The following is a 24537-nucleotide window of genomic DNA, read 5'->3' on the forward strand; positions in this document are numbered from 1 at the left end:
GTCGGAGTTCTCCGAGCGAGTCCATCGCTACCTCGAACGGGAGGACGTTCGAGTGCGATTGACCCCCTGAGATCCCGTCTGACGGAGCGATGACGGCGCCGAAGTCCTGCGGTTTCACTTCCACTCCGCTAGCCCCACCTTTTTGTATTCGGCACGTTTCGTTCTACTTGCACGTCACACGCGTGCATTCCCCCCTTTCACAGACGGCGAGCCCGCGGCTCGATCGCGGCGCGGTCTCGGCTCGCCTCGTTCGGCGGCGAACCGAAACGGACCGGAACCGATTAGCGGCCGGCGCGGCGACACCCGCGTATGATCAGTCTCTCCGACGTTCGCGAGGCGCGGGAGCGCGTCGGCGACGCGGCCCGGCACACGCCCTTAGAGCGGTCGCGGACCTTCTCCGAGATGAGCGGCGCCGACGTTCACCTCAAACTGGAGAACTTCCAGCGCACGGGGGCGTTCAAGATCCGCGGGGCGATGAACCGGATCGCCACGCTCTCGGAGGCCGAGCGCGAGGCCGGCGTCGTCACCGCGAGCGCGGGCAACCACGCGCAGGGGGTCGCCCTGGCGGCCGACCGCGCGGGCGTCGACGCTACCGTCGTGATGCCGAAGTTCGCACCCGTCTCGAAGGTGAAGGCCACCCGCGGATACGGCGCCAGCGTCCGGCTGGAGGGCGTCGACTACGACGAGGCGCAGGCGTACGCTCACCAGTTGGAGCGGGAGGAGGGCCGGACCTACGTCCACGCGTTCGACGACCCCGTGGTGATGGCCGGACAGGGGACGATCGGCTTGGAGATCGTCGACGACTGTCCCGACCTCGACACGGTCGTCGTCCCGATCGGCGGCGGCGGGCTCATCTCGGGCGTCGCGGTCGCGATCAAAGCGCAGCTCCCGGACGTGCGGGTCGTCGGCGTACAGGCCGAGGGCGCGGCCTCTGCCGCGAAGTCGCTGGAGGCGGGCGAGGTCCGCGAGATCGACAGCGTCGACACGATCGCCGACGGGATCGCCACCCGGTCCGTCGGCGAGCAGACGCTGGAGGTGATGTCGGAGTACGTCGACGAGGTCGTCACGGTCGACGACCGCGAGATCGCTCTCGCGCTCACGCTCCTCTTGGAGCGCTCGAAGACGCTGGTCGAGGGGGCCGGCGCGGTCGCGCTCGCGGCCGTCCTCTCGGAGGCGTTCGCGTACGAGGACGACGAGACGATCGTCGCCGCGCTCTGCGGCGGCAACATCGACCTCAACCGCCTCGGCACCGTGATCCGCCGCGGACTGGTCCAGATGGGCCGGTACCTCAAGATCACGATCGATCTGAAGGACCGGCCCGGGGAACTGGAGCGCGTCTCCAGCATCGTCGCCCGCACCGGCGCGAACGTGTACGCGGTCCACCACGACCGCACCTCGCGGGACGTGGCCGTCAACGCCGCCGAACTCGAACTCGAACTGGAGACCGACGACGCCGAACACGCCGCCGACATCGTCGACGCCCTCGAAGCCGACGGCTACGAGGTCGAAGTGCTCTCGTGAGCGGCGGCTCGTCTGGACGCCCGGTCGCTGCGCCCGCGTCGAGGCGAGTCTAGTCCCAGAACGACTGCGTCCGCGCGTACTCGCGCTCCTGCCTGAGCACGTCGCGGTAGAACTCGTCTTCGTCCTCGCGCAGCTTGTTGATGATCCGCGCGGCGTTGTGCGGCCCGACGCCGCGCGCCGCCAGCGCGATCACGGCTCGCTTCCCGTGGGTCTGGACGAGGCTCGCGGCGCGGTGGGCGCGCTCGGTGCGGCGCTCCTGCTCCTCGTCCTTCTCGGCCGCCCGGACCGCCGCGACAGTCTCGTCGTCCCACGGGTTCAACGCGGCGACCCGCGTCGAGCCGCAGTCGGGACACTCCGGCCGGTCGGGAACGCGGCGCACCTTCGTCGTGCGCGTCCAGTCGGCGCAGTGGAGACAAAAGAGGATGACGCGGTCGTTCCGGATGCGCTCGCGGATCGTCTCGATCACGTCGGCGTCGGCGTTTTCGGGGACGAGGAACTCCGTGCCAGAGGACCGGCCGGCCGTGCCGAGGGGCGTGCGCTCGCGGGCGATCGCGGTCTCGATCGACCCGTCCTGCACCCCCTCCAGCAGCGCCGCGGTCTCCCCGACCGCGAGGTCGGCGTGGAACACCTCGCGGAGCGCCTCGTCGTAGACGGGGGTCCCCTCCAGCGCCGCGAGCAGGCGGTCGCCGCCGAATCGGCCCCTCCCCTCGCGGTAGCGCTTGACGGCGCCGAACTTCGCGGCGACCTGTGCGAGCGTGAACTTGAGCGCGTCCGACTTCTTCAAGGCGAGTTCGAGGTACGCCGCCAGCCGGTCGGGGTCGGTCGTCTCCAGCACCTCGCGGAACGTGCCGGGGTCGACATCGTGTGGCACCTCAAACTCGATCCGGTACGGGTCCACGTCCATCCCGATCGACGAGCCCGCGCGCTGGCCGACGAGCGCCGCGAGCAGGCGCGCGACCGTCTCGTTGACCTCGTGGCCGAAGGCGGCGTTGACCGCGACGGTGCGCGCGCTCCCCTCGATCACGAGCCGGCGGTCCGTGGGCACCGAGTGGCCGGCGTCGACGTGGTCGACGACCGGTTTCAGCGCGGCCGCGATCGTTCCCTCGTCGGCCGGGTACCGCTCCGCGAGGTCGCCCGCGACCGCCTCGGGCGTGGAGCCCGCGGAGAGCGCCTCGGCGGCCTCGCCGCGAATTCGCCCGACCTCCTCGGCGACGGGCTTGGGGACCGGAATCTCCTGCCCGATCCACGAGGGCACCTCGCCCGCGGGGTCGGCGATGGGCGTGACGTTCACGCGCTCCTCCTCCTCGTCGACCTCGGTGATGCGCCACATCTCGCCGCGCTGGATGAACGTCTCGCCCGGCCCGGCGAAGTTGACGACGAACCGCTCGTCTAAGGTGCCAATCTGCCGCCGCGAGGACATGTCGTACACCTCGTAGGTGGACTCGTCGGGGATCATCGAGAGGTTCGCGTAGAAGTACTGCCACGTCCCGCCCGACTTCTCTACGGTGTCCGACTCCTCGTCGAGCCACAGCAGGCGGTTGCCGTCGAGTTCGCGGACGATCTCTTGGAACGTGGGCTCGGAGAGGTCGCTGAAGGGGTACGCATCCGTGACGATCCGGTACGCCTCGCGGGCGTGAACGTCGCCCTCGTCCATCACGATCCCGACGATCTGGTTCGCGACCGTGTCGAGGCTGCCGTGGTGGATCGCCGCCGGCTCCACGAGCTCGGCGCCGGCGCGCCGCGCGATCGCGAGCGCTTCGAGCGTGTCGTCGCCGCCCTGCGTCACGACGGTGCCCTCCGACACGAGGTCGCGGCGATGCCCCGCGCGCCCCACGCGCTGGAGCAGGCGGGCGACCTCGCGGGGGCTCCCGTACTGCACGACGTGGTCGACCCGCCCCACGTCGATCCCGAGTTCCATCGAGGAGGTGCAGACGAGCCCGTCGAGGTCGCCCGACTTGAAGCGGTCCTCCACGTCGATCCGCACGTCCTTCGAGAGCGAGCCGTGGTGGACCTCGATCTCGGTGGGGTCGGCGATGTTCTCGTTGCTCTCCTCCCGCTCCGCGAGCGTCTTGAACCGCGAGCCGAGCGCCTCCGCGGTCTGTCGCGTGTTGACGAAGATCAGGGTCGACTCGTGGTCGGCGACGATCTCTCGGATCGTCCGGACGTGGCTCGCGGTCGTCTCGTCGACCGCCAGCTCGCCGGCGAGGGTCGTGTCACGGTCCGTAATCGGCGGGTCGAGCACCCGCACGTCGGTCCGCGTCCCGGCCGCGACCTCGACGATCTCGAACTCGCGGTCGCCGGGGCGGTCGGGATCGCGTTTCCCGCTCCCGACGAGGAACCGCCCGACCTCCTCGGGGTCGCCGACCGTGGCGGAGAGTCCGACCCGCTGGAACGGTCCCGCCACCCGGCGGAGGCGTTCGAGCCCGACCGTCAGCTGCGCGCCGCGCTTCGCGGCGGCGAGCTCGTGGACCTCGTCGATCACGACGTGCGCGACGTCTTCGAGCGCGACGCGCATCTTCGAGCCGGTGAGGATCGCCTGAAGGCTCTCCGGTGTGGTGATGAGTACGTCCGGCGGGTCGTCGGCCTGCTTGCTCCGCTCGTACTGGGTGGTGTCGCCGTGGCGCACCGCGACCTCGACGCCGAGCCGGTCGCCCCACCACTCCAGCCGGTCCATCATGTCGCGGTTGAGCGCGCGGAGCGGCGTGATGTAGAGCGCGGAGATACCCTCGCGGGGCTGGTCGCCGGGCGCGTTCCGGGCGTCGACGATCGCGTCGAAGACGGGGAGCATCGCGGTCTCCGTCTTCCCGGTGCCCGTCGGGGCGAGGACGAGGGCGTTCCTCCCGTCGGCGAGCGGCGGGATCGCCTCGCGTTGGGGCTCCGTGGGCGTGGAAAAGCCCTGCTCGGAGAGCGCCTCGCGGAGGTCGCTCCCGAGGTGCGCGAACGCGTCCATCCCCGACGGTTCCGACATTACGTGATCGTCGAATGTTGGGCGCTCGGCCGATTAAGGTCGTCGCTGTGCGACGTGTGCTTCGTGAAAACCGGACCGAACCGCTATTCGACGATGTCGATCGCGGGACGGCCCGGTTCGGCCTTCCGGACCACGCTCTCGTCGGCGTCGGTCGCGCGCTCGACCCGAACCGGAGCGTCGAACTCGCGCTCGATCAGCCACGAGGCCGCGCGAAGCGCCTCGTACTCCTCGTCGCCCGACAGGGTCTCCTGCAGCGCCTCGCGGTTCGCCTGCAGGTCCTGCCCGTAGGAGGCCGCGTCGTCGCCCCGCTCCCGGATGTGGCTCTCCGCCATCAGCTCCGAGATGAGGTTGTCGGCGTCGCTGGCGATCGCGATCGACAGCGCGTCGTACTTCCAGTCGGGCGCGACGACCACGTCGATCCGCTCGGGGTCATCGATCCCGGCGACCTCGACGATGTCGCGCACGTCCTCGCGGGTGTTCGCAACCAGCCGGCGACGGCGCTCGACCGTCTCGCGGTCGACCGTCGCGGTCGGCCAGTCGGCCTCGACGACGAACCCGTCGCGGTCCAGCGTCTCCCACAGCTCTTCGGCGAGGTGCGGGACGACCGGCGCGAGCAGGCGGACGGCAACGTCCAGCCCGCGCTCGTAGGTCTCCGGGTGCGGGTCGGCGTGGCCCCGGTAGCTCCGGAGCGTCCCCACGAGGTCCTGCGCCTCGCGGAGCGCGACGTTGAACGTGAGGTCGTCGTACTCCCCGCCCGCGATGGCGACGGCGGCGTCGATCTCGTCGGCGACGTAGTCGTCGATCGTGTCGCGGTCGGTGTCGTCGCCGTCGCGGTCGGCGGCCTCGGCGTCGCCGGCCAGCGCGACCTCGCCCGCCGCGTACGCCCCGACCAGGTCCGTCAACCGCGCCAGGAAGCGGTGCGTCGATTTGACGCCCTCCTCGGACCAGTCGAAGTCGCGCTCCGGCTGGGCGGCCTGCATCATGAACAGCCGGGCCGTGTCGGCGCCGTACTCGTCGACGATGCGCTGCGGGGAGACCGTGTTCCCCTTCGATTTGGACATCTTCTCGCCCTCCAGCTGGACCATCCCCTGCGCCAGCAGGTTCGTGAACGGCTCGCGGTGCTCTAACCCCTCCTCGTCGGCCAACACCTTGGTGACGAACCGCGAGTACAGCAGGTGCATCACCGCGTGTTCGATGCCGCCGACGTACTGGTCGACCGGCATCCAATCGTTGGCGCGGTCCAGATCGAAGGGGGCCTCGTCTAGTCCCGGGGAGACGTACCGCAGGAAGTACCACGAGGAGTCGACGAACGTGTCCATCGTGTCGGTCTCGCGGGTGGCCGGTCCGCCGCACTCCGGACAGGTCGTCGCCTTCCACTCCTCGGCGGCGTCGAGGGGGTTGCCGGTCGTGTTGATGAACTCCGGCAGCTCGACCGGCAGGTCCCCCTCGGGGACCAGCACCGAGCCGCAGTCGTCGCAATGGACGACCGGGATCGGGGTCCCCCAGTAGCGCTGGCGGGAGATCCCCCAGTCGCGCAGGCGGTACTGGGTGGTCGCCTCGGCGCCCTCGATGTCCTCGGTGAGCCGCTCGCGGGCGCTCTCGCTGTCGAGGCCGCTGTACTCGCCCGAGTTGATCACGACGCCGTCGTCGGTGAACGCCGCCTCGCTCACGTCGGGCGCGTCGGGGACCGTCTCGCCGTCCCAGTCGTCGGGCTCGGGGGCGATCACCGGCTCGATGTCGACGCCCATCTTCTCGGCGAACGCGTGGTCGCGGTCGTCGTGGCCGGGCACCGCCATCAGCGCGCCCGTCCCCACGTCCGAGAGGACGAAGTCGGCGACGAACACGGGGATCTCCTCACCCGTGGCCGGGTTGGTGGCGGTGAGGTCGGTCGCGACCCCGTTCGGCTCGTCGCCCTCGGGGTCGGCCTCCTCCTCGATGAAGCGCCGCACCTCCGCGTCCGTTTCCGCCAGCTCCTCGCTGATCGGGTGGTCGGGCGCGAGCGCGAAGAACGTCGCGCCGTGGATCGTGTCGACGCGGGTGGTGAACGCCTCGACGGGGCCGTACTCCCGCGGCTCGGTCCCCTCGCCGCGCCCGTTCGAGGCGCTTCGCGCCTCGCCGATATGGAAGTCCAGCGTCGTCCCGTGCTGGCGACCGATCCAGTTGCGCTGCATCTGGCGCACGGAGTCGGGCCACCCCTCCAGCCCGTCGATCGCGTCGATCAGCTCGTCGGCGTACTCCGTAATCGACAGGAACCACTGGTCCAGATCGCGGGTCTCGACGGGTGTGTCACACCGCCAGCACAGCTCGTCGTCGCCCTCCACCTGCTCGTCGGCGAGGACGGTCTCACAGGAGGGACACCAGTTCACCTCGGCGTCGCGCCGCTCGACGAGGCCCGCCTCGTGGAACCGGCGGAACAGCCACTGGTTCCACTGGTAGTACTCGGGGGTGCAGGTGGTGACCTCGCGGTCCCAGTCGTAGCCGAACCCCATCGACCGCATCTGGCCTCGCATCGTGCCGATGCAGTCGAACGTCCAGTCGCGGGGGTTCGTGTCCCGTTCCTTGGCGGCGTTCTCGGCCGGGAGCCCGAACGCGTCCCATCCCATCGGGTGGAGCACGTCGTCGCCGCGCATCCGGCGGTACCGGGCGTACGCGTCCGTGATCGTGTAGTTGCGGACGTGGCCCATGTGGAGCTTCCCGGACGGGTACGGGTACATCCCCAGCACGTAGGTGGGGTCGTCCACCTCGTCCGGCGTGCGATACACGGAGGCGTCGTCCCACGCCTCCTGCCACCGTTTCTCGACCGCGGTGTGGTCGTAACCCTCCTGAGACATCTGCTTATATACTCGTGGTCGGGTCGGCGTCGTATAGCTTTCCATCCGGTGATGGGCCGTGACACGCCGCTCCTTCCCCCGGACGGGATGGCCGAGGACGCGCGGGCTCCGACCGCCTACAGCTTCTCCGCGTCGCGTGCCTGCCCGACGCGCCGCACCGCCTGCTCGACTCGCCTGTCGGTCGCGTTCGCGAGACCGGGCGGGAGCCCTTCGCGCGCCGCCGCGAGGCGCTCCCGGATTCGGACGATCCGATCGAGCACGTTCTCCAACTGACGGTTCGTCCCTTCGCCGTCGCCCTCGCGGGCGCGCTCCTCGGCCCGTTCCGCGGCGTCGACCGCGGCGGCGAGGGCGCGTTCCAGCCCGTTTACCGCGTTCGACGGGCCACCGCCCTCGGAGCCGCGGCCGGGGCTCCCGTCGTCGCCGTCGTCATCGTCGCCGTCGTCATCGTCGCCGTCGTCATCGCCGCCGCCACCGCCTTCGGCCGCGGCCGCCACCTCCGCCCGCGTCTCCTCGGCGATGTCCGCGACGAACCCGGCGAGCGACGCCGCGCCGGTCGCCGGGCGGTCGATCCGGATCGGGCCGTTCCCGCCGTCTCCACCGTCCGACCCCGGCGGGTCCGGATTGACCCGATACGCGCCGACCTCGTCGTCGGCGTCGCGCACCTCGGTCGTGTACGCGCCGCCCGCATGGACGTACACCGCGTCGCTCCCGTCGACCGCCGAGTCGTAGATCCGGCCGGCGAAGTCGTCCTCGATCGCGGACCGGGTCACGTCGGTGTCGCTCTCTTTGTCTGACAGCTCCACCTTCGTCGCGCTCTCGCGAGCGACGAGCGGGATCTCGCCGTCGACGCCCGCGGTCGTCACGGGCTCGTCCGCGGCGACCGTCAGCCCCTCGCTGTGAGGCGCCTGCCCCGCGCCGTTGACCGTGAGTCGGTGGTCGCCCTCCGGGATTCCGTTCGCGACCGCGATCCCGCCGCCGAACGTGGGGACCGCCTCCGGGTCGCTCTCGATCAGGACGACCGACTCGGTGGTCGCGTCGGTCGTCGTCAGCCCCTCGCCGTCGGGGGCCTCGTCGCTCTCGGTCGCCCGGGTGACGCGGGCGACGACCGCGTCGAGCTGGCCCGTCGCCGCGTCGGCGAACGACTCCTCGTCGGCGACGGCGTCGTACCGGGTCGCGAGCTCCGACCGGTGGTTGCCGGCGCTCACGTCGAGCGCGGGGTTCTCGTAGCGCGGCTGCTCCCACGGGACGCCCGTGGTCGTGAGGTGGCCGGCGACGGCGTCCTCGACCGCCTCCGGGACCGCGAACTCGAAGCTCAGCTGCGGCCCGGTGAACGCCGCGATCCCCTCCAGCTCGGCGGTCTCGACGAGCTCGTACCCGATCACCTCCTCGGCGGTCTCGTCCGCGACCGCGTCCTCGCGGTCGGCGTGCCGGAAGGCGATCCCCGTCTCCCGGAACGGGAGGTCGGTCGGTGGCGACCCCAGCGCGTCGAGCGACCGGACAGTGAGCGCGCCGTCGACCAGCGACTCTGCGGTGACCGAGGGGAGGTCCGGATGCTCGTAGATCGGCGCGCCCTCGTACTCGGGGACGACGAACGGGAGCCGGGTCCCCTCGTCGCGGGGGAGCCCGTACGCGATGGGGACTCCGAGGAGGTCCTCGACGGTGTCGATCGTCGCGTTCGTGATGTCCGCGAGCAGTCCCTCCTCGCCGACGCGCTGGAACTGGTCGAGGCTCTCGTTGATCGAGAGGGTACTGGAGTGCGAGCCGAGTTCGGAGAGGATACGCGGGACCGCGTCGGGGTCGGGATCGAGGAACTCGTTGTTCGGCACGCTGCGGGAGTGGGAGCTGGCGACGTACAGCTGCGGGTCGCCGGAGTCGAGGTCGACGAAGACGTGGAGCACCTCCCAGTCGTGCCAGTGGAAGTTGGCGGTGAACTGGTCGAACGCGGAGTAGAGCCAGAACTGGACGACCGCGAGCGGGGAGTCCTCGTACCGGACCCCGTTGTAGAAGACGGTCGGATTCGGCGGCTCGCCCGCCTCGTCGTACCGCTCGTGGTAGCCGTCGAACGCCGCGAACCCGTCGACGACCGTCTCGCCGTCCTCCTCGGCCGTGTACGGCCGCGGATCGGTCGGGAACCACGGCTCGGCGGAATCGAAGTACAGCGTCGGCGCGAACCGGGCCGCGAGCTCGTCGAGCGTCTCCGGATCGAGGCCGCCCGTTTCGCCGTCGCTCGGCGCCGAGTCGGAGTCGGAGCCGGAACAGCCCGCGACCGCGGCGCTCCCGGCTCCCGCGAGCGCGCCGAGGACGGCCCGCCGGTCGACGCCGGAGTCGGACCGGCCGCCGTCGGGACCGGACCGATCGGCGCCGGCGGCGTCGCGATCGGTCACGGGCGCACCTCCGGCTCGCCCGTGGGCAGGATTTCCGTGGAAGACCGCGACTCCGGATGCATTTCACTAGGTCACGACCGCAGCGGCGAATAAGTCTTCTGACGGACAGACCGGCGGAGCGATCGACCCGGGAGAAGGTATTTGCGCCCGGACCCGTCATATCCGCCGATGGCTCTCAAGAAGGCCCTCTACTACGGCGCGGTCGCGATCGCGGTCCTGATCGGCGTCAGCGTCGTCGTCTCCGTGGTCTCGGCGCTTCTGAGTCTCGCGTGGGCGATCGTCTCGGGGATCGTCTCGCTCGCCGTGTTCGTCGGCATCGTCTACGTCCTCTACAGGACCGGAGCGTGGCTGTTCGGCGGCGACGCTGACCGCTCCGCGAGCGACTCGCTCGGGGGGTCGCGGTCGGCGTCAGCGTCGATGTCGGCGGCTAGTGACGCCACGGAGAGCCGGCAGGACCGACTCCGCCGGCAGTACGTCGAGGGACAGATCAGCGAGGCGGAGTTCGAGCGCCGGATCGCGAGCGAGCTGGAGGCGGAGGAGCGCGACGACATCGATCGAGAGCTCGACGACATCAACCGGGAGCTGGAACGGGAGCGGTAGGGCGCGGTACGCGCTTAAAAACGGTCTCGGAGCTCCTCGCGCAGGTCGTCGAGGTCGAGGTCCTTCATCGCGAACAGCACCAGCAGGTGGTAGACCAGATCGGCGCTCTCGGAGGTGAGCTCGTCGAGGTCGTCGTCCTTCGCCGCGAGGATCGCCTCCGTGGACTCCTCGCCGATCTTCTCTAAGACGGCGTTCTCGCCCTTCTCGTGGGTGAACAGCGAGGCGGTGTACGACCCCTCGGGCAGCTCCGCCTTCCGCGACTCGATGGTGGCGAACAGCTCGTCGAGGACGGCCTCGGGAGGAACCTCCGGATCTTCGGCCTCGTCTTCGGCGTCCGGAGCGTCGTCGCTCCCGTCGGCACCCGCGTCCGGGTCGCTCACGCGACCACCTCGCGTTCGGGGAAGAAGGCGAGGTCGTGGACCCGCGGATCGTCGGTGAGTTCCGGGTGGAACGCGGTGGCGACCACCGGACCGTCCCGGACCGCGACCGGCCGGCCGTCGACGGTCGCGAGCGTCTCGACGCCCTCGCCCACCTCGTCGATGAGCGGCGCGCGGATGAACACGGCGTGGAAGGGTTCGTCGAGTCCGGTCACAGGCACCTTCGCCTCGAAGGAGTCCTTCTGCCTGCCGAACGCGTTGCGGTCGACGGAGGCGTCGACGAGCCCGAGCGCGTCGACCCGGTCGTCCTTCGCGTCGCGCGAGCAGACGATGAGCCCCGCGCAGGTGGCGAGGACCGGTTTGCCGGCCGCGACGTGGTCGCGGAGCTCCTCGTCGATCCCCTCCCGGCGGATCAGCCGCGAGATGGTCGTCGACTCCCCGCCCGGCATGAGGAGCACGTCGCAGTCGGGGACGATCCCCGCGTCCCGGACCTCGACCACGTCCGCGGGCTCGCCGTGGGCGGCCGCGGCACTCTCGACGGCGGCGGCGTGTTCGGCCACGTCCCCCTGGACGGCGATGACGCCTGCTTGCATGGGAACCGGTCGGTGGGGGACGGGCAAAAAGGGCGCGCTACGGACCGAGAGAAGCGGGACGCTGCGGAACGCGGGAGAAACGGCGACAGGAACCCCGGATCGGTCGGCTTACGCGACGGTCAGCGAGAGGATCTGGACGAACACGCCGAAGAGGACGCAGAACGCGAGGACGGTCTTCGGGTCGATCGAGATCGCGTCCCGGCCCTGGTTGTCGAAGTAGCGGACGAGCCCCGCGCTGGACATCAGCCCGCCGGAGTTGGAACCACTGCTCATGGCCGATGGTGGACCTCGCGGCGTCGTAAACGTTTCGTTCGGCGACCGTTCCGGGGTCCGAAGCGGGGAGCGGCGGCCGCGGTCTGACGCCGGCGCGTGCACGAGTGGGAAACCCTTATGCGCGGTCCGGCGATAGATTGCGTCGGATAATGACTGTTCGACTGCTGGATTTTCACGCTGACTGGTGCGGCCCGTGCAAGACGCAGGACCCGATTCTGGAGGAGATCCAGGAGAACCTCGGCGACGCCTTCGAGCTGCAGAAGGTGAACGTCGACGAGGATCAGGACGTGGCCAACCAGTACCAGGTGCGCTCGCTGCCGACCCTCATCGTCGAGAACGACGAGGGCGTCGTCGACCGCTTCGTCGGCGTCACCCAGCGCGAGGACATCGAGGCCGCACTGTCGGAAGCTGGCGCGTAACGGCTGGATCACGGAATCACGGAATACGGGTTTTCGAGGGAGCCGCGAGCCTTCGAACCGCTCTCAGGAACTCGATCCGACCCGCCGCGTCTCGCAACCTTTTACAGCGTCGGCCCGACAGTAGCGGTATGGCCAGTTTCGACGCCGCGGAACGCCGCAACCTCGACCGACACATCTGCATGCGCTGTAACGCCCGCAACTCCCCCGACGCCGACAGCTGCCGCAAGTGCGGCTACACGAACCTCCGTCCGAAGGCGAAGGAACGCCGCGCGGCCTAGACCGGTCACCGACCCTCTCCGTTTCTACTGCAGACCGCCTCCCGAGCGACCGGTGTCGGCCGTCGCCGGCGGGAGCACCGACGCGGGCCGCGATCGGGTGGTCGCGTCCGTGACCGTCGGAGCGCGTCTCGGCTCGGCGGGGAACGCCGTCGCCTCAGTCGTCCGCGGCCGCGGCGTCGGCGGCCGGCTCGTACAGCTCGCCGGCGCGCTCGCGCTCGGTGAGGTACTCGTCGGCGTCGAGCGCGGCCTTCACGCCCATCCCGCTGGCGGTGGCCGCCTGCTGGTAGTGGTAGTCGACCACGTCGCCGGCGCCGAAGAGGCCCTCGACGCCGGTGCGCGTCTGTCCGCCGCCGCGGCCGCCCTCGGTGATCAGGTAGCCGTCGTCGTCGGTCTCGATCCCGGTCCCCTCCAGGAAGTCCGTGTTCGGGGTGTGGCCGATGGCGAAGAAGACGGCGCCCACGTCGAAGTCGTACTCGTCGACCTCGTCGGCGGTCGCCGCGTCCGCCAGCTTCTCCTTCGGATGCCCGTCCGGGTGTTCGACGAGGGTGACGTGGTCGACGCCCTCTTCGGGGCTGCCGTGGATCTCGGTGAGCTCGGTGTTGAAGAGCAGTTCGATCTCGCCGTCCTCCACCTGCTCCATCGTGCGCTCGATCCACACGTCCTCGGCGCGGAACTCCTCGCGGCGGTGGGCGATGTAGACGGTGTCCGCGAACTTCGTCAGGAAGTTCGCCTCCTCCATCGCGGCGTCGCCGCCGCCGACGACGAGCATGTCCTCGTCGCGGAAGAACGCGCCGTCGCAGGTCGCGCACGTCGAGAGCCCGTACCCCATCAGCTCGTCCTCGCCGGGGACGCCGAGGGTGCGCGCGCTGGCGCCCGAGGCGGCGATGAACGCGTCGGCGGTGTACACGTCGCCGTCGGAGAGCTCGACGCGGAAGTGGCCCGCGGGCTCCTTCGAGACGTCGACGATGACCCCGTTGCGGGTCTCGGCGCCGAACGTCGTCGCCTGCGCTTTCATGTCGTTGATCAGCTCCGGCCCGGAGATCCCCTCGGGGAAGCCGGGATAGTTCTCCACGTCGGTGGTGAGCGTGAGCTGCCCGCCCGGCTCGTCGCCCTCGATGAGCAGGGGGTCGTTGTTCGACCGCGCGGCGTAGATTGCGGCGGAGAGCCCGGCGATCCCGGTGCCGGCGATGATCAGTCGGCGGTGTTCGACGACGTCGTCGGTCATGGACACCAGTTTGCCGCCGCGAAGTATGTAGGTTGCGCCCTCGGGCGCAGGCGACGGGACAGCGGGGAAGGGACGAGAACCGGGACAGCGGGGAAGGGACGAGAACCGGGACAGCGGAAGTGACGGAATCCGGGAGCACGCCCTCAGTCGGTCGGGAACTCCGGCACTGTCCCCGTCGGCGCCGAGGGGGCGTCGTCGAGCGCCTCGAAGAAGCGCCCGGCGACGAACGCCTCGACGACGTCTTCGAGCGACTCCTCGTCGGACACCTCCTCCAAGAGGCCGAGCGGGACCTGCGCGCCGGCCATGGTCGCGTGCCCGCCGGCGGAGCCGACCGGGTCGAGCGCGTCCCGGAGCAGTTCGCCCACGTCGAGGTCCGCTCCGCGGGCGCGCGCGGAGCCGTAGATCGTCCCGTCCATGTAGCCGAACACGAACGTCACCGCGATCCCGTTCAGATCGAGGAGGCGCTCGGCCGCCTGCGCGAGGGCGTCGCGGTCGCCGATCTCGCCGACGCAGGAGGCGACGGTCGAGCCGCGCACGTCCCGGTCCTCGATGGCGCGGGCGAGGACGCGAAGCGTCTCCGGGCTCACGCTCGGGCTCTCGACGCGTTCGAGCGTCGACTCGTCTGCGAACGCCGACAGCGACGCGGCCGCCTCGAAGTCCGGGATCGAGGTCGAGCGCGTGAAGTCCCTCGTGTCGATCCGGATGCCGTACAGCAGCGCGGTCGCGAGAGCCTGCTCCGGCTCGATACCGAGCCGCGAGAGGTACTCCTCGATCAGCGTGCTCGTCGCGCCCGCGTCCGGCCGGATGTCGACGAACTCGCCGGCGACCGGCCCTCGCGGTGGGTGATGGTCGACGACGATATCGACCGGGTGGTCTTCGGGGAGGCTGTCGTTGATCCCGGCGCGCGAGTGGTCGACGAGGGCCACCCCGCCGTAGTCGTCGAGGTCGACCTCGTCGAAGGTCCGCAGCGAGAGGTCCAAGAGGTTCACCATCGCGCGGTTCTCCTGATGGGCGATCTCCCCGCCGTAACAGGCGTCCGCGGGGACCCCCACTTCCTCGGCGACCCGCGCCAGCCCGAGCGCGCTCGCGATGGCGTCGGGGTCGGGGTTGTCGTGCGCGACGACGAGCAGGGGACCGGAGAGGTTCCGGAGGGTTCGCAGCAGACGGACCGGCTCCTCGTCGGCGTCGACGCCGGTCGCCTCGCGAACGCGCGAGACGACGGCTTCGACCGGGTCGACGACGCGGTCGGCGACCGCCGCCAGCGCGTCCTGCTGGGCCGCGGTCGGGTTCGTGCCGACGTGCGCGACGATCATCGCGTCCGGGTAGCGGCGCCGCGCGGCCTCCGCGGCGGCGACGTTCCTTGCCGGGTCGTCGCTCGCGACCAGCACGACCGCGGCGCTGTCGGGGTACGTCGCGGGGCCGGTCGGATCGGCCTCCACGGTGGCGACGTTGCGGTCGCGCAGGGTCGAGGCCCACCCGGTGTCGTCGGTGATCGCGACGAGCTCGCCGCGCGCCTCGCGGGTGCGCTCGACGAGCGTGTTCCCGACCGCGCTACAGCCGAGCAGCAGACGCCGGGCCATACCGGCGCGAGGGGGCCGCGACGCAAAACGCTGCCGTCATTCGTCGGCGTCGCTTCCCGCCGCCGCCTCCTCTCCCTCGCGAAGGGACCCGTTCACCGCGGCGGCGACGTCGACGGCGGCGCGGTTCTCCGCCACGTCGTGGACGCGAACGATGTCGGCGCCGCGGTCCGCGGCGAGCGCGGTCGCGGCGACGGTGGCGTGCTCGCGGTCGTCCGGCTCCCGGCCGACCGCGCCGTACATCGATTTGTGCGAGTGGCCGATCAGCACCGGGCAGTCGAGCGCGGCGAACTCCCCGGTGCGGTCGATCAGCTCGAACGCCTCGGCGGCCGACTTGCCGAAGCCGATTCCCGGATCGACGATCACCTTCTCGCGGTCGATCCCGGCGGTCTCGGCCAGCGCGAGTCGTTCGCGGAGCGCCGCGATCACGTCGTCGACGGCGTCGTCGTACTCGGGGTCGTTCGTCGGGTCGACGGGCGCGTCGAGGCTGTGCATCACCACGACCGGACAGCCGGCGTCGGCGACGACCTCGCGCATCTCCGGGTCCGCCAGCCCGGTCACGTCGTTGATGACGTCGGCGCCCGCCTCCAGCGCCGCCGCCGCGACCGCCGGCTTCCGCGTGTCGACCGAGACCAGCACGTCGCCGTCGGCGACCGCCGGCACCGACCCGATCGCTTCGAGGGTCGGAACCACCCGGCCGATCTCCTCGTCGACCGTGACCGGCTCGGCGCCGGGTCGCGTCGACTCGCCGCCAACGTCGACGATGTCGACGCCGGCCTCGGCCATCCGCTCGACGCCCGCGACCGCGTCGTCGAGGGCCGCATGTCGCCCCCCGTCGTGGAAGGAGTCCGGCGTGACGTTGAGCACGCCCATCACTGCGGTGCCGTCGGACCACGGGTAGTCGGCGGCAGCGGAGTCGTCGGGGCGGGTGTCGGCGGTAGCGGAGTCGTCGGGGCGGGTGTCGGCGGTAGCGGAGTCGTCGGGGCGGGTGTCGGCGGTAGCGGAGTCGTCGGGGCGGGTGTCGGCAGGAGCGGAGGCGTCTCGCGAGTCCCCGTCGATCCCGAGGCGGTCGGCGATGTCGTCCGCGATCCCCGCGAACCCGTCGTCCTCGCGCTCGCGGAGCCGACCGATCAGTCCGCGGTACTCCGCCACCGTGCCCGCGAGCGTGACGGGCACGCGCTCGCCGCCGGGGACTCGCCCCTCGCCGCCGCCGAGCCCGCCGATCGCGGCGTCGCCGCCGGCCTCGCGGACGGCGGCCGTGAGGCGTTCCGCGCGGTCGCCGCGCAGTCGGAGGGAGAGGACGCGGTGGTCGACCGCCTCGCGTCGCGGTCGGCCCGCGCCGGATTCGGCCCCGTCGGCCGGAACCCCGCCGACGTCGAGCGCGTGGGCCGCGCTCGCGACCGGGTCGCCCCCGCCGACCGACCGCGGCGTCACGGTCCGCATTCGCGCCGCGCGGGCCTCGGCGACCGCGAACAGCGAGCCGACGAGTAGCACGCAGTCGTCGGGGGCGGCGCGCTCGACCGCGGCGTCGAGGGCGGCGGCCACGTCGTCGCCGGCGGTCACCTCGTCGATGCCCGCGTTCCGGAGCGCGGCCGCCAACACCTCGGGGTCCTCCGCGCGGTCGAGGTCCGGGCGGCAGGTGACCGCGGAGGCGGCCGCGGGGAGCGCGCTCGCGGCGCCCGCGTGGTCCTTGTCGTGCATGGCGCCGTACACGAGGTGGAGGTCGTCGTAGTCGTACTCGGCGAGGGTCCCCGCGAGGGTCCGGCAGGCCGCCGGGTTGTGCGCGCCGTCGAGCACCGTCAGGGGGGCGGTGTCGACCACCTCGAACCGGCCGGGCCACGTCGCCCGTGCGAGGCCGTCGCGGACCGCTGCTTCGGGGAGGGTGGGCGAGGAGCCGTCGGTCCCGTCCGCGAGGGCGGCCGCGGTGCGCCGGGCGAGCGCGACCGCGATCCCCGCGTTCGTCGCCTGATGGTCGCCGACGAGGGGGATCCGGTAGGTGCCGGTCGCCTCGCCGGAGAGCGTCACCGCGGCGTCCGTCGGGCTGACGCGCCCCTCGTAGGCGACGGAGAGGGCGGGTTCGCTCTCTCCGTCGGTGGTTTCGGCGCCATCACCCGCCCCCGCGACCGTCGCGACCGGGGCGCCCGCGTCGTCGGCGACCTCGCGGACGACCGACAGGGCCTCGCCCTCGCAGGCGGTAACGAGGGGGGCGCCGGCGTCCGCGATCCGGGCCTTGGTGCGGGCGATCTCTTCGATCGTGTCGCCGAGGACCGCGGTGTGTTCGAGCGAGACGTTGGTGACCGCGGTCGCGACGGGGTCGACCGCGCTGGTGGCGTCGTACTCGCCGCCGAGCCCGACCTCTAAGACGGCCACGTCGACCTCGCGGCGCGCGAAGTCGTGAACCGCCATCGCCGTGACGACTTCGAAGAAGGTGAGCGGTTCGCCGGCCGCGGCGCGGTCGACGAGCCACGGCTTCACCTCCTCGACGAAGTCGGCGATCGCGTCCTCGGTCATCGCCAGCCCGTCGACGCGGACCCGCTCGGCGAGCGCGGAGAGGTGCGGGGAGGTGTAGAGGCCGACGGAGAGCCCGGCCTCGCGCAGGACCGACTCGGTCATGCGCGCGGTGCTCCCCTTCCCGTTCGAGCCCGCGACCTGCACGAACGACACGTCCTCCTCCGGGTTTCCGAGCCGGTCGAGGAGGGCCGCCACGCGCTCGGTCCCCGGCTTCACCGAGAAACGGCGGAGGTCGAAGAGGAACGCCGCCGCCTCGTGGTAGTGCATACGCCGTGGGTCGGCTCGCCGTCGCTTAGGCGTAACGGACCGGGAACGGTCTCGCGGCCTCGCTCGACTTCTCCCCCTTCATCCGACAACCTGTCCCCGCCCGGAAGAGCAACCCTTACGCGCGCGGCACCCCGACCTCGTCGCATGAACGAGACTGCGGCCGCGTCGGCGTCCGCGGCCGAGGACGGAGAGCCGGATCGCGGCGCAACCGACGCCACTGATGCCGCCGACGCCGGCGCCACCGCCGACTCTTCCCCGGTCGTCGTCGGCGAGGACGTCCGCAAGTCGTACGGCGATGTCGTCGCGCTCGACGGGGTCGACATCCGGGTCGAGCCCGGCGAAGTGTTCGGGCTGATCGGTCCCAACGGCGCGGGGAAGACGACGCTGATCCGCGCGCTGACGGGGACGACCGAGGCCGAGGGCGACCTACGGGTGTTCGGCACCCCGCCGCGCGAGGTCGACCCGCAGCGGATCGGGCTCCTCCCGCAGTCGTTCGACCCGCCGGAGCGGCTCACGGCGGCCGAGCTGGTTGACTACTACGGCGGGCTGTACGACGCGGCGCGCGACACCGAGCCCGTCCTGCGGGACGTGGGGATGGCCGACGACGCCGACGCGTGGTACGAGACGCTCTCGGGCGGCCAGAAGCGACGGACCTGCGTCGCCACCGCCATCGTCAACGACCCGGACCTCCTCTTCCTGGACGAGCCGACCACGGGGATCGACCCGGCCGGCCGGCGCTCGATCCACCGCCTGATCGAGCGGCTCGCGGGCGACGGGACCACCGTCTTCCTCACGAGCCACGCGATGGACGAGGTCGAGCGACTGGCCGACCGCGTCGCGCTCCTCCGGGAGGGCGCGGTCGTCGCGGTCGGCGCTCCCGACGAACTCATCGCCGAGCACGGCGGCGAGCCGAGCTTGGAAGTCGCGCTCGACGGGCCGGCTGACGAGGCCGACACCGAGGCGGTCCGAGAGGCGCTTCGAGAGACGCTCGCGGACGGGTCGGCGGCGGAGGCCGAACCCGCACCCGAGGTCGACTCCGCCCGTACGGGCCTCCGGATCGGCGGCGTCCGGCCCGAGGGGATCGGCGACGCCGTCGACGCGCTGGAGGCGGCCGGCGTCGCCTTCGAGTCGCTCGCGTGGTCCGAGCCCTCGCTTGAGGACGTGTACCTCCGGCTCACGGGAGAGGAGTACTCGCCGCGGTCGGGGGGGGACGGTGCGGACCGCGCGGGCGACGAGGTCGCACCTGACGGAGGCGACCGATGAGCCGGTTCGGGCGGATCGCGACCGAGGCGAGCGCGGCGGCGCGGTCGTTCCTCCGGCGGCGGACGGCGGTGTTCTTCACCTTCTTCTTCCCCGTGATCCTCGTGCTGATCTTCGGCGCGCTGGTCCAGACGCAGCCGACCGGCGGCGGGCTGTTCGCGGAGCCCGCCGGCTACTACATCCCCGGCTACCTCGCGGTCGTCGTCCTCTTCACGCCGCTCTCGCGGGTCGGCTCGGAGATCGCCCGGCACCGCGACGGCGGCCGGTTCGAGAAGCTGGCGACGACGCCGCTCTCGCGCGCCGAGTGGCTGCTCGCGCACACGCTCGTCAACGTCGCGATCATCGGCGCGGCGAGCCTGCTCATCCTCGGCCTCGTCTTGGTCGTGACCGACGCGGAGCCGGTCGTCTCGCCCGCGCTGGCGGCGCTGCCGGTCTTCGTCGCCGTCGCCGTCGCGCTCTTCTGCGGGCTCGGCGCGCTGCTCGGTGCGCTCGCGGACTCGCAGGACGGCGTGATCGCCGCGAGCAACACGGTCGCGCTCCCCCTGCTCTTCCTCTCCGAGACGTTCGTCTCGCCCGGACTGCTGCCGGAGTGGTTCCTGCCCGCGGTTGCGGCCTCGCCGCTGACGTACTTCGCCCGCGGGACGCGGGCGATCGTCTACGAGCCGGGACCGTGGGTCGGCGATCTGGCGGTGCTCTCGGTCCTCGCCGTCGCGTTCCTCGCGCTGGGCGCGTCCGCGGTCCCCCGGACCGATTGAGGGGTCGAGTAGTGGAGCAACGAGAGTGGGGATGGCGCGCGGTCGCCGGGACGCGAACGCCGGATAGTCCGGGGTCCAGACGCGGGATTCCCGGCCCCCGAAACGGAAGCCGGTCATTTATATCGCCTGACGCCGTCCCCGACAACGAGAGGGAAAGCGTTGCCCACCGTTCAATTCACCTGTTCGGACTGCGCGCAGACCATCGAGGTCAACGACGAGATGCGGGAGACGATCCTCGCCACCGGCTGTCCGGTCTGTACGACCGCGGCCAGCGAGGACGACTTCGGCGCCGAGTAGCGACGTTCGGCGCCGAGAAGCGACGTTCGGCGCCGAGAAGCGACGTTCGGCGCCGAGAAGCGACGTTCGGCGCCGAGAAGCGACGTTCGGCGCCGAGACGCCTCTCGTTCGGTCAGGGTGAGCGCGCCCGCGTTCGGTAGTGTCTCTCGGATCGCGTGATCGCCTCGCTCCGACCGCCCGCTCGTCGATCCGACTCCTACGCCAACGCCGTGACCGCGAGGAGCATCCCGCCGGCCGCGGCGGGCGGGATGGTGAGGTTGTCGTCGACGGTGACCCCCCGGATCACCGGCGGGAGGCCGTCGGCGACCGCTGCGGGGACCGCGCCGGCGAGCGCGACGGCGACGCCGACGCCGGCCCCGAACGTCGGCACGGTGAAGGGGAGCGCCAAGGCGAGACTGACGAGAAACATCGCGAGCCACGCGGCGGGCCGCTTCGACTCGGTCGCGTCGTTGTCCCCGAGCGCGCCGCTGACGGGGTCGCCGAGCGACACCATCCAGATGGCGGGGACCGCGAGCGTCGGCGTCATGCCGGGAATACCGAGCGCGGGGACCGCGGCGACCGCGACCGCCGCGGTGCTGACCTGATACATCGCGTAGCCGGCGACGCTGTCGGACTCGTACTCCCGGGTGAGATGCCGGTAGACGGCGTGATCGAGCCCGACGACGAGCCGGAGGAACTCCAGCAGGCCGACGACCGCGACGCCGACGGCGAGGACCGCGGCCGTCTCGGTCCAGGTGAGCCACCCGAGCAGATACGGGGCCGGGAAGAGCGTGCCGCTCGCGTGGACCAGCCGTCGCTCGAACTCCACCTCGGCCCGCCACTCCGCCGCCGGAAGAGGCACGGGTCAGTTGGTCTCGACGTCGGTCGCCACGGTCTCGTACCGGTCCACCAGCGCGTCGAACTCGCCGCCGGCGCGGAGCGCGGCCAGCTCCTCGGCCAGCTCCGCGGCCGGGACCCGGACCTGCGCCGCGGAGTCGCGCTCGCGGACGGTCACCGTCTCGGGGCCGTCACCCTCGATCCCGTCGCGATCGACCGTGACGCAGAACGGGGTGCCGATCTCGTCCTGTCGGCGGTAGCGCCGCCCGATCGAGCCGGAGTCGTCGTACGCAACCGCCAGCCCCGCCTCGCGGAGGTCGGCGGCGACCCGGTCGGCCAGCTCGGTGAGCCGGTCGTCGTTGGTCACCAGCGGGAACACCGCGGCGTCCTGCGGCGCGACCTCGGGCTCCAAGGAGAGGTACGTGCGCTCCTCGCCGTCGACCTCGTCCTCGCTGTAGCTGTGCGCCAGCAGGGTCTGGACCGTCCGGCCCACGCCGAACGAGGGCTCGACGACGTGCGGCGTGACGTGCTCGCCGTTCTCGGTCACCGTCTCGACCGCGAAGTCCGCCACGTCGGCGTCGACCTCGTGGGCCTCCGCGTCGTCGCCCTCGCCCACGGTCACCTCGACCGTCTCGGCGTCGAACGCGTCGGGGTCGCGCTCGGCGAGGGTTTCGAGCGCCTCGGCGACAGCGGCGGCGTCACCCCCGAACTCGGGGCCGAGCACGGACATGTCGGGGTCGACGGTCGCGCGCTCGACCGACTTCGGCTCGTCGTAGCGCTTGAACACGGTGAACGCGTCGTCGCCGTGGGCGTCGTGTTTCGAGAGGTCGTAGTCGGACCGATACGAGAACCCCGCGATCTCGATCCAGTCGCCGTCGACCTCGCTCTCCGCGTCCCAGCAGTCGGAGGCGTAGTGCGCGCGTTCGCCCGAGAGGTGCTGACGGAACCGGAAGCGGTCGAGGTCGACGCCGACCCGCTCGTACCACTCCTTCGCGACGCCGAGGTAGTAACCGACCCACGGGGAGCCGATGACCCCCTCGTCGACCGCCTCGCCGATCGTGGTCTCGGCGTACTCGCCGTCCTCGGCCTGCTGCTCGGTCGCGGGGTACAGCCGGACCGACACGTCGCGCACGCGGTCCAGCGGCGGCTCGTCCGCCTCGGGGTCGATGAACTGCTCGAGCTCGGCCTGCGTGAACTCGCGCAGCCGGAGGAGCCCGCCGCGCGGCGAGATCTCGTTGCGGTAGGCCGGGCCGATCTGGGTGATCCCGAACGGGAGGTTCCCGCGGGCGTACTCCTTCAGCCGCGGGAACTCCACGAAGATCCCCTGCGCCGTCTCCGGCCGGAGGTAGCCGGGCTGGGCGTCGCCGGGGCCGATGTCGGTCGCGAACATAAGGTTGAAGTCCTCGACCGTCACGCCCGCGAGCGCGGTGCCGCACGAGGGGCAGGCGATGTCGTTGTCGGCGATAAGCTCCTCGACCTCCGACCCGGGCAGCGCCTCGGCGTCCTCGATCTCCGTGACGGCCTCGACGAGGTGGTCGGCGCGGTGGGACTCGCCGCACTCGGGGCACTCGACGAGCATGTCGTCGAACGTGTCGAGGTGGCCGGACGCCTCGAAGACGGGCTCCGGCATGATCGTCGGCGCCTCGATCTCGCGGTTCCCCTCCCGGAGGGTGAACCGGTCGCGCCACGCGTCCTCGACGTTCTTTTTCAGCGCCGCGCCCTGCGGGCCGAAGGTGTAGAAGCCGGCGGTGCCGCCGTACGCGCCGTTCGAGCCGAAGAAGAACCCGCGCCGCTTCGCCAGCTCGACGATCGCCGCGGACGCCATCTACAACCCCTCCAGCAGGTTCACGTCGCGCACGATGCCGTCGAGGTCGGTGCCGTTGACCAGCGGCACCTGCTCGATGTCGTTGCTGATGAGCTCCTGTGCGACCTCCTTGGCGGTCCGCGTACCGCTGACGGTGACGAGCTCTTCGGTCATGAAGTGGCGGACCGCCCCCACGGGCAGCTCCACGTTCCGGGTCGGGAGGTAGCGGGCGCCGGTCGCCTTGATCCCCTCCCACGACCACTCGGAGTCCTGCTCGGCGATGGAGTCGCCCGTGCTGGCCTCGCCCTCGACGACGCGAGCGACCTCCAGCACGTCGACCTCGGTGAGGATGCCGGCGGTCGCGGCGTCGTCGTCGAGTACCACGGCGTAGGGGATGTTCGCCAGCCCGATCTCCCGTTCCGCGACCGGCAGCGGGGTCTCCGTGTGGGTCGCGTTGACCGCGCGGGTCGCGAGCCCGCCGACCTCCGTGTCGCCGTCGATCTCGCCGCGAGCGATGGCCCGCACCACGTCCGTGACGGTGATGATCCCGACGAGTTGATCGCCGTCGACGACCGGGAGCCGGCGCGAGTTCTCGGCGACCATCGTGGCGGCGGCGTCGCCGATCGCGTCGTCGGCGCCGACCGTCGGCACCCCGCGCATCAGCAGCGCGAGCTGGTCCTCGTCCGGCTGCTCGATCAGGTCGTCGCGGGAGACGAGCCCGCGGTACACCTCGTCGCCGTCGACGTCTTTCACGACCGGCACCGACGAGAAGCCGTACTCCTGAATGTACTCCAACACGTCGTTCCGGCTCCCCGGAATCTCGACGACGACGAGATCCGACCGCGGCGTCATGGCGTCTGATACGTTCATGCACCGCCATACTCCGTGCCACCTCTTGTATACTGCGAAGGTGGTTCGTGAGCGGCCGGCGGCTGACCGGCGGATATCGCCGGTGTTCGTCGGGTGCCGAGAGACGAACCCGCGAGATCCCGACGCGTCTCGTCGCCCCCGAATCGAGTTCCTGACAACTATCAGACCTGTTCGTCGTATCGACGCCCTGCTCCGACAATGGCTCCGTGATCGACGGTTGACAGGGCCTCTCGTCCCCGAATACCGACTCGAAACGCCGATCCGCCGACGGCGGACGCTCTCGGTCCGGAACGCTTATACGTACTGTGAACAATCCACAACCATGTCACGGAGTTCCACTCCATGGGACGACCCGGACCCCGATCACCGCCGGACGGCGCTGCCGACGGACCCGGCCCTCGACGCCGACGACTCGCCGGACGTGATGGCGTCGATCGACTCCTCGGAGTCGCGACCGGAGCTCGTGATCGCGGACGTCTCCCGGGAGAACGCGTGGGTCTCGGTCGACGAGACCGACGCCACCGTCCTCGAAGAGTGGTGTTGAGCCGGTAGTCGATCCCCGACTGTCGGGAGCGTCAGGTTCGCCCGGCTCGACGATCCCACCGCGACGGTCCCACCGCATCACGCAGACTCGCGGACCCCTTCTCCGACCTCCCACGCTCTGATCAGCGACGCGATCGTCCGACACGTCGGCGCCGGCACGCCGAACCGGTCCGCGCGCTCGGTCGCGGCGCCGTAGATCGCGTCGACCTCGGTCCGGCGGCCGGCGGCCACGTCCTCACGCATCGACGACCGGTTGGCGGCGGTGTCGGCGGCGACGCGCTCGACGGCGGCGACCGCCGCCTCCTCGTCGAGCGCCACGCCGCCGGCCCGCGCGACGCGCGCGACCTCGCGGGCCGCCTCGCGGGCCG

General features: G+C 71.4%; 21 protein-coding genes. 8 read left to right on the plus strand and 13 right to left on the minus strand.

Features of this window, described 5'->3' with window-relative positions; genetic code table 11:
• Positions 1-309 precede the first annotated feature (309 nt).
• The gene (ilvA, locus tag ESO89_RS10090; protein ID WP_128905388.1) at positions 310-1521 is read left to right on the plus strand and encodes a threonine ammonia-lyase; all 1212 of its coding nucleotides are present in this window, start codon (positions 310-312) and stop codon (positions 1519-1521) included.
• Between the two features lie 49 nt (positions 1522-1570).
• On the opposite strand, the gene ESO89_RS10095 is transcribed toward ilvA, so the two are convergent.
• From ESO89_RS10095 to ESO89_RS10105, 3 genes are all read right to left on the minus strand, one after another.
• Positions 1571-4489 carry a DEAD/DEAH box helicase gene (locus ESO89_RS10095; protein ID WP_206731747.1) on the minus strand — a complete coding sequence of 973 codons (2919 nt, stop codon included), beginning with the start codon at positions 4487-4489 and terminating at the stop codon, positions 1571-1573.
• A gap of 83 nt (positions 4490-4572) precedes the next feature.
• The gene (gene leuS / locus ESO89_RS10100) at positions 4573-7320 is read right to left on the minus strand and encodes a leucine--tRNA ligase (protein WP_128905389.1); all 2748 of its coding nucleotides are present in this window, start codon (positions 7318-7320) and stop codon (positions 4573-4575) included.
• A 116-nt stretch (positions 7321-7436) separates the two neighbouring features.
• Positions 7437-9704: a hypothetical protein gene (locus tag ESO89_RS10105; RefSeq protein ID WP_128905390.1), complete on the minus strand. Its 2268-nt coding sequence runs from the start codon at positions 9702-9704 to the stop codon at positions 7437-7439.
• A gap of 168 nt (positions 9705-9872) precedes the next feature.
• Between ESO89_RS10105 and ESO89_RS10110 the strand changes: the two genes are divergently transcribed.
• Positions 9873-10304, plus strand: coding sequence for an SHOCT domain-containing protein (locus ESO89_RS10110; RefSeq protein ID WP_128905391.1), 432 nt, complete (start codon positions 9873-9875; stop codon positions 10302-10304).
• A gap of 14 nt (positions 10305-10318) precedes the next feature.
• Here ESO89_RS10110 and hisE read toward each other — a convergent pair whose 3' ends face one another.
• The 3 genes from hisE to ESO89_RS10125 form a co-directional block, all read right to left on the minus strand.
• On the minus strand, positions 10319-10684 hold the full coding sequence (hisE, locus tag ESO89_RS10115) for a phosphoribosyl-ATP diphosphatase (RefSeq protein ID WP_128905392.1): 366 nt from the start codon (positions 10682-10684) through the stop codon (positions 10319-10321).
• Complete coding sequence (gene pdxT, locus ESO89_RS10120) at positions 10681-11274, minus strand: pyridoxal 5'-phosphate synthase glutaminase subunit PdxT (protein ID WP_128905393.1); 594 nt, start codon at positions 11272-11274, stop codon at positions 10681-10683. The genes hisE and pdxT overlap by 4 nt, the downstream gene beginning before the upstream one ends.
• 108 nt (positions 11275-11382) lie before the next feature.
• Positions 11383-11547 carry a preprotein translocase subunit Sec61beta gene (locus ESO89_RS10125; protein ID WP_128905394.1) on the minus strand — a complete coding sequence of 55 codons (165 nt, stop codon included), beginning with the start codon at positions 11545-11547 and terminating at the stop codon, positions 11383-11385.
• A 149-nt stretch (positions 11548-11696) separates the two neighbouring features.
• Between ESO89_RS10125 and ESO89_RS10130 the strand changes: the two genes are divergently transcribed.
• Both ESO89_RS10130 and ESO89_RS10135 read left to right on the plus strand, forming a co-directional pair.
• Entirely contained in the window at positions 11697-11966 is a 270-nt protein-coding gene (locus ESO89_RS10130) for a thioredoxin family protein (protein WP_128905395.1), read from the plus strand.
• Between the two features lie 128 nt (positions 11967-12094).
• Entirely contained in the window at positions 12095-12244 is a 150-nt protein-coding gene (locus ESO89_RS10135; protein ID WP_128905396.1) for a 50S ribosomal protein L40e, read from the plus strand.
• Between the two features lie 154 nt (positions 12245-12398).
• Here the strand turns inward: ESO89_RS10135 and ESO89_RS10140 are convergent, their stop codons facing one another.
• The 3 genes from ESO89_RS10140 to folP all read right to left on the minus strand — a co-directional run bounded on the left by ESO89_RS10140 (position 12399) and on the right by folP (position 17824).
• A complete protein-coding gene (locus tag ESO89_RS10140; RefSeq protein ID WP_128905397.1) occupies positions 12399-13469 on the minus strand; it encodes an NAD(P)/FAD-dependent oxidoreductase in 1071 nt (356 codons plus the stop codon).
• A gap of 143 nt (positions 13470-13612) precedes the next feature.
• On the minus strand, positions 13613-15049 hold the full coding sequence (locus ESO89_RS10145; RefSeq protein WP_128905398.1) for a DHH family phosphoesterase: 1437 nt from the start codon (positions 15047-15049) through the stop codon (positions 13613-13615).
• 36 nt (positions 15050-15085) lie between these two features.
• Positions 15086-17824, minus strand: a complete 2739-nt coding sequence (gene folP / locus ESO89_RS10150; protein WP_128905399.1) for a dihydropteroate synthase — start codon at positions 17822-17824, stop codon at positions 15086-15088.
• 144 nt (positions 17825-17968) lie between these two features.
• Between folP and ESO89_RS10155 the strand changes: the two genes are divergently transcribed.
• The 3 genes from ESO89_RS10155 (at position 17969) to ESO89_RS10165 (ending at position 20136) form a co-directional block, all read left to right on the plus strand.
• On the plus strand, positions 17969-19087 hold the full coding sequence (locus ESO89_RS10155; RefSeq protein WP_128905400.1) for an ABC transporter ATP-binding protein: 1119 nt from the start codon (positions 17969-17971) through the stop codon (positions 19085-19087).
• Entirely contained in the window at positions 19084-19839 is a 756-nt protein-coding gene (locus tag ESO89_RS10160; protein WP_128905401.1) for an ABC transporter permease, read from the plus strand. Before ESO89_RS10155 ends, ESO89_RS10160 begins: the two co-directional genes overlap by 4 nt.
• 159 nt (positions 19840-19998) lie before the next feature.
• On the plus strand, positions 19999-20136 hold the full coding sequence (locus ESO89_RS10165; protein ID WP_128905402.1) for a DUF7560 family zinc ribbon protein: 138 nt from the start codon (positions 19999-20001) through the stop codon (positions 20134-20136).
• 196 nt (positions 20137-20332) lie between these two features.
• Here ESO89_RS10165 and ESO89_RS10170 read toward each other — a convergent pair whose 3' ends face one another.
• The 3 genes from ESO89_RS10170 to ESO89_RS10180 are packed head-to-tail and all read right to left on the minus strand — an operon-like array spanning position 20333 to position 23626.
• The gene (locus tag ESO89_RS10170) at positions 20333-20977 is read right to left on the minus strand and encodes a dolichol kinase (protein WP_128905403.1); all 645 of its coding nucleotides are present in this window, start codon (positions 20975-20977) and stop codon (positions 20333-20335) included.
• 3 nt (positions 20978-20980) lie between these two features.
• On the minus strand, positions 20981-22777 hold the full coding sequence (gene glyS / locus ESO89_RS10175; protein ID WP_128905404.1) for a glycine--tRNA ligase: 1797 nt from the start codon (positions 22775-22777) through the stop codon (positions 20981-20983).
• A complete protein-coding gene (locus ESO89_RS10180; RefSeq protein WP_128905405.1) occupies positions 22778-23626 on the minus strand; it encodes a CBS domain-containing protein in 849 nt (282 codons plus the stop codon).
• A gap of 322 nt (positions 23627-23948) precedes the next feature.
• Here ESO89_RS10180 and ESO89_RS10185 point away from each other — a divergent pair, with 322 nt between their 5' ends.
• The gene (locus tag ESO89_RS10185; protein WP_128905406.1) at positions 23949-24170 is read left to right on the plus strand and encodes a DUF7556 family protein; all 222 of its coding nucleotides are present in this window, start codon (positions 23949-23951) and stop codon (positions 24168-24170) included.
• Between the two features lie 77 nt (positions 24171-24247).
• Here ESO89_RS10185 and ESO89_RS10190 read toward each other — a convergent pair.
• A partial coding sequence (locus ESO89_RS10190; RefSeq protein ID WP_277750263.1) for a ketopantoate reductase family protein occupies positions 24248-24537 on the minus strand: 290 nt, incomplete at its 5' end.

The organism is Halorubrum amylolyticum (genome assembly GCF_004114995.1).
Taxonomy (GTDB): domain Archaea; phylum Halobacteriota; class Halobacteria; order Halobacteriales; family Haloferacaceae; genus Halorubrum; species Halorubrum amylolyticum.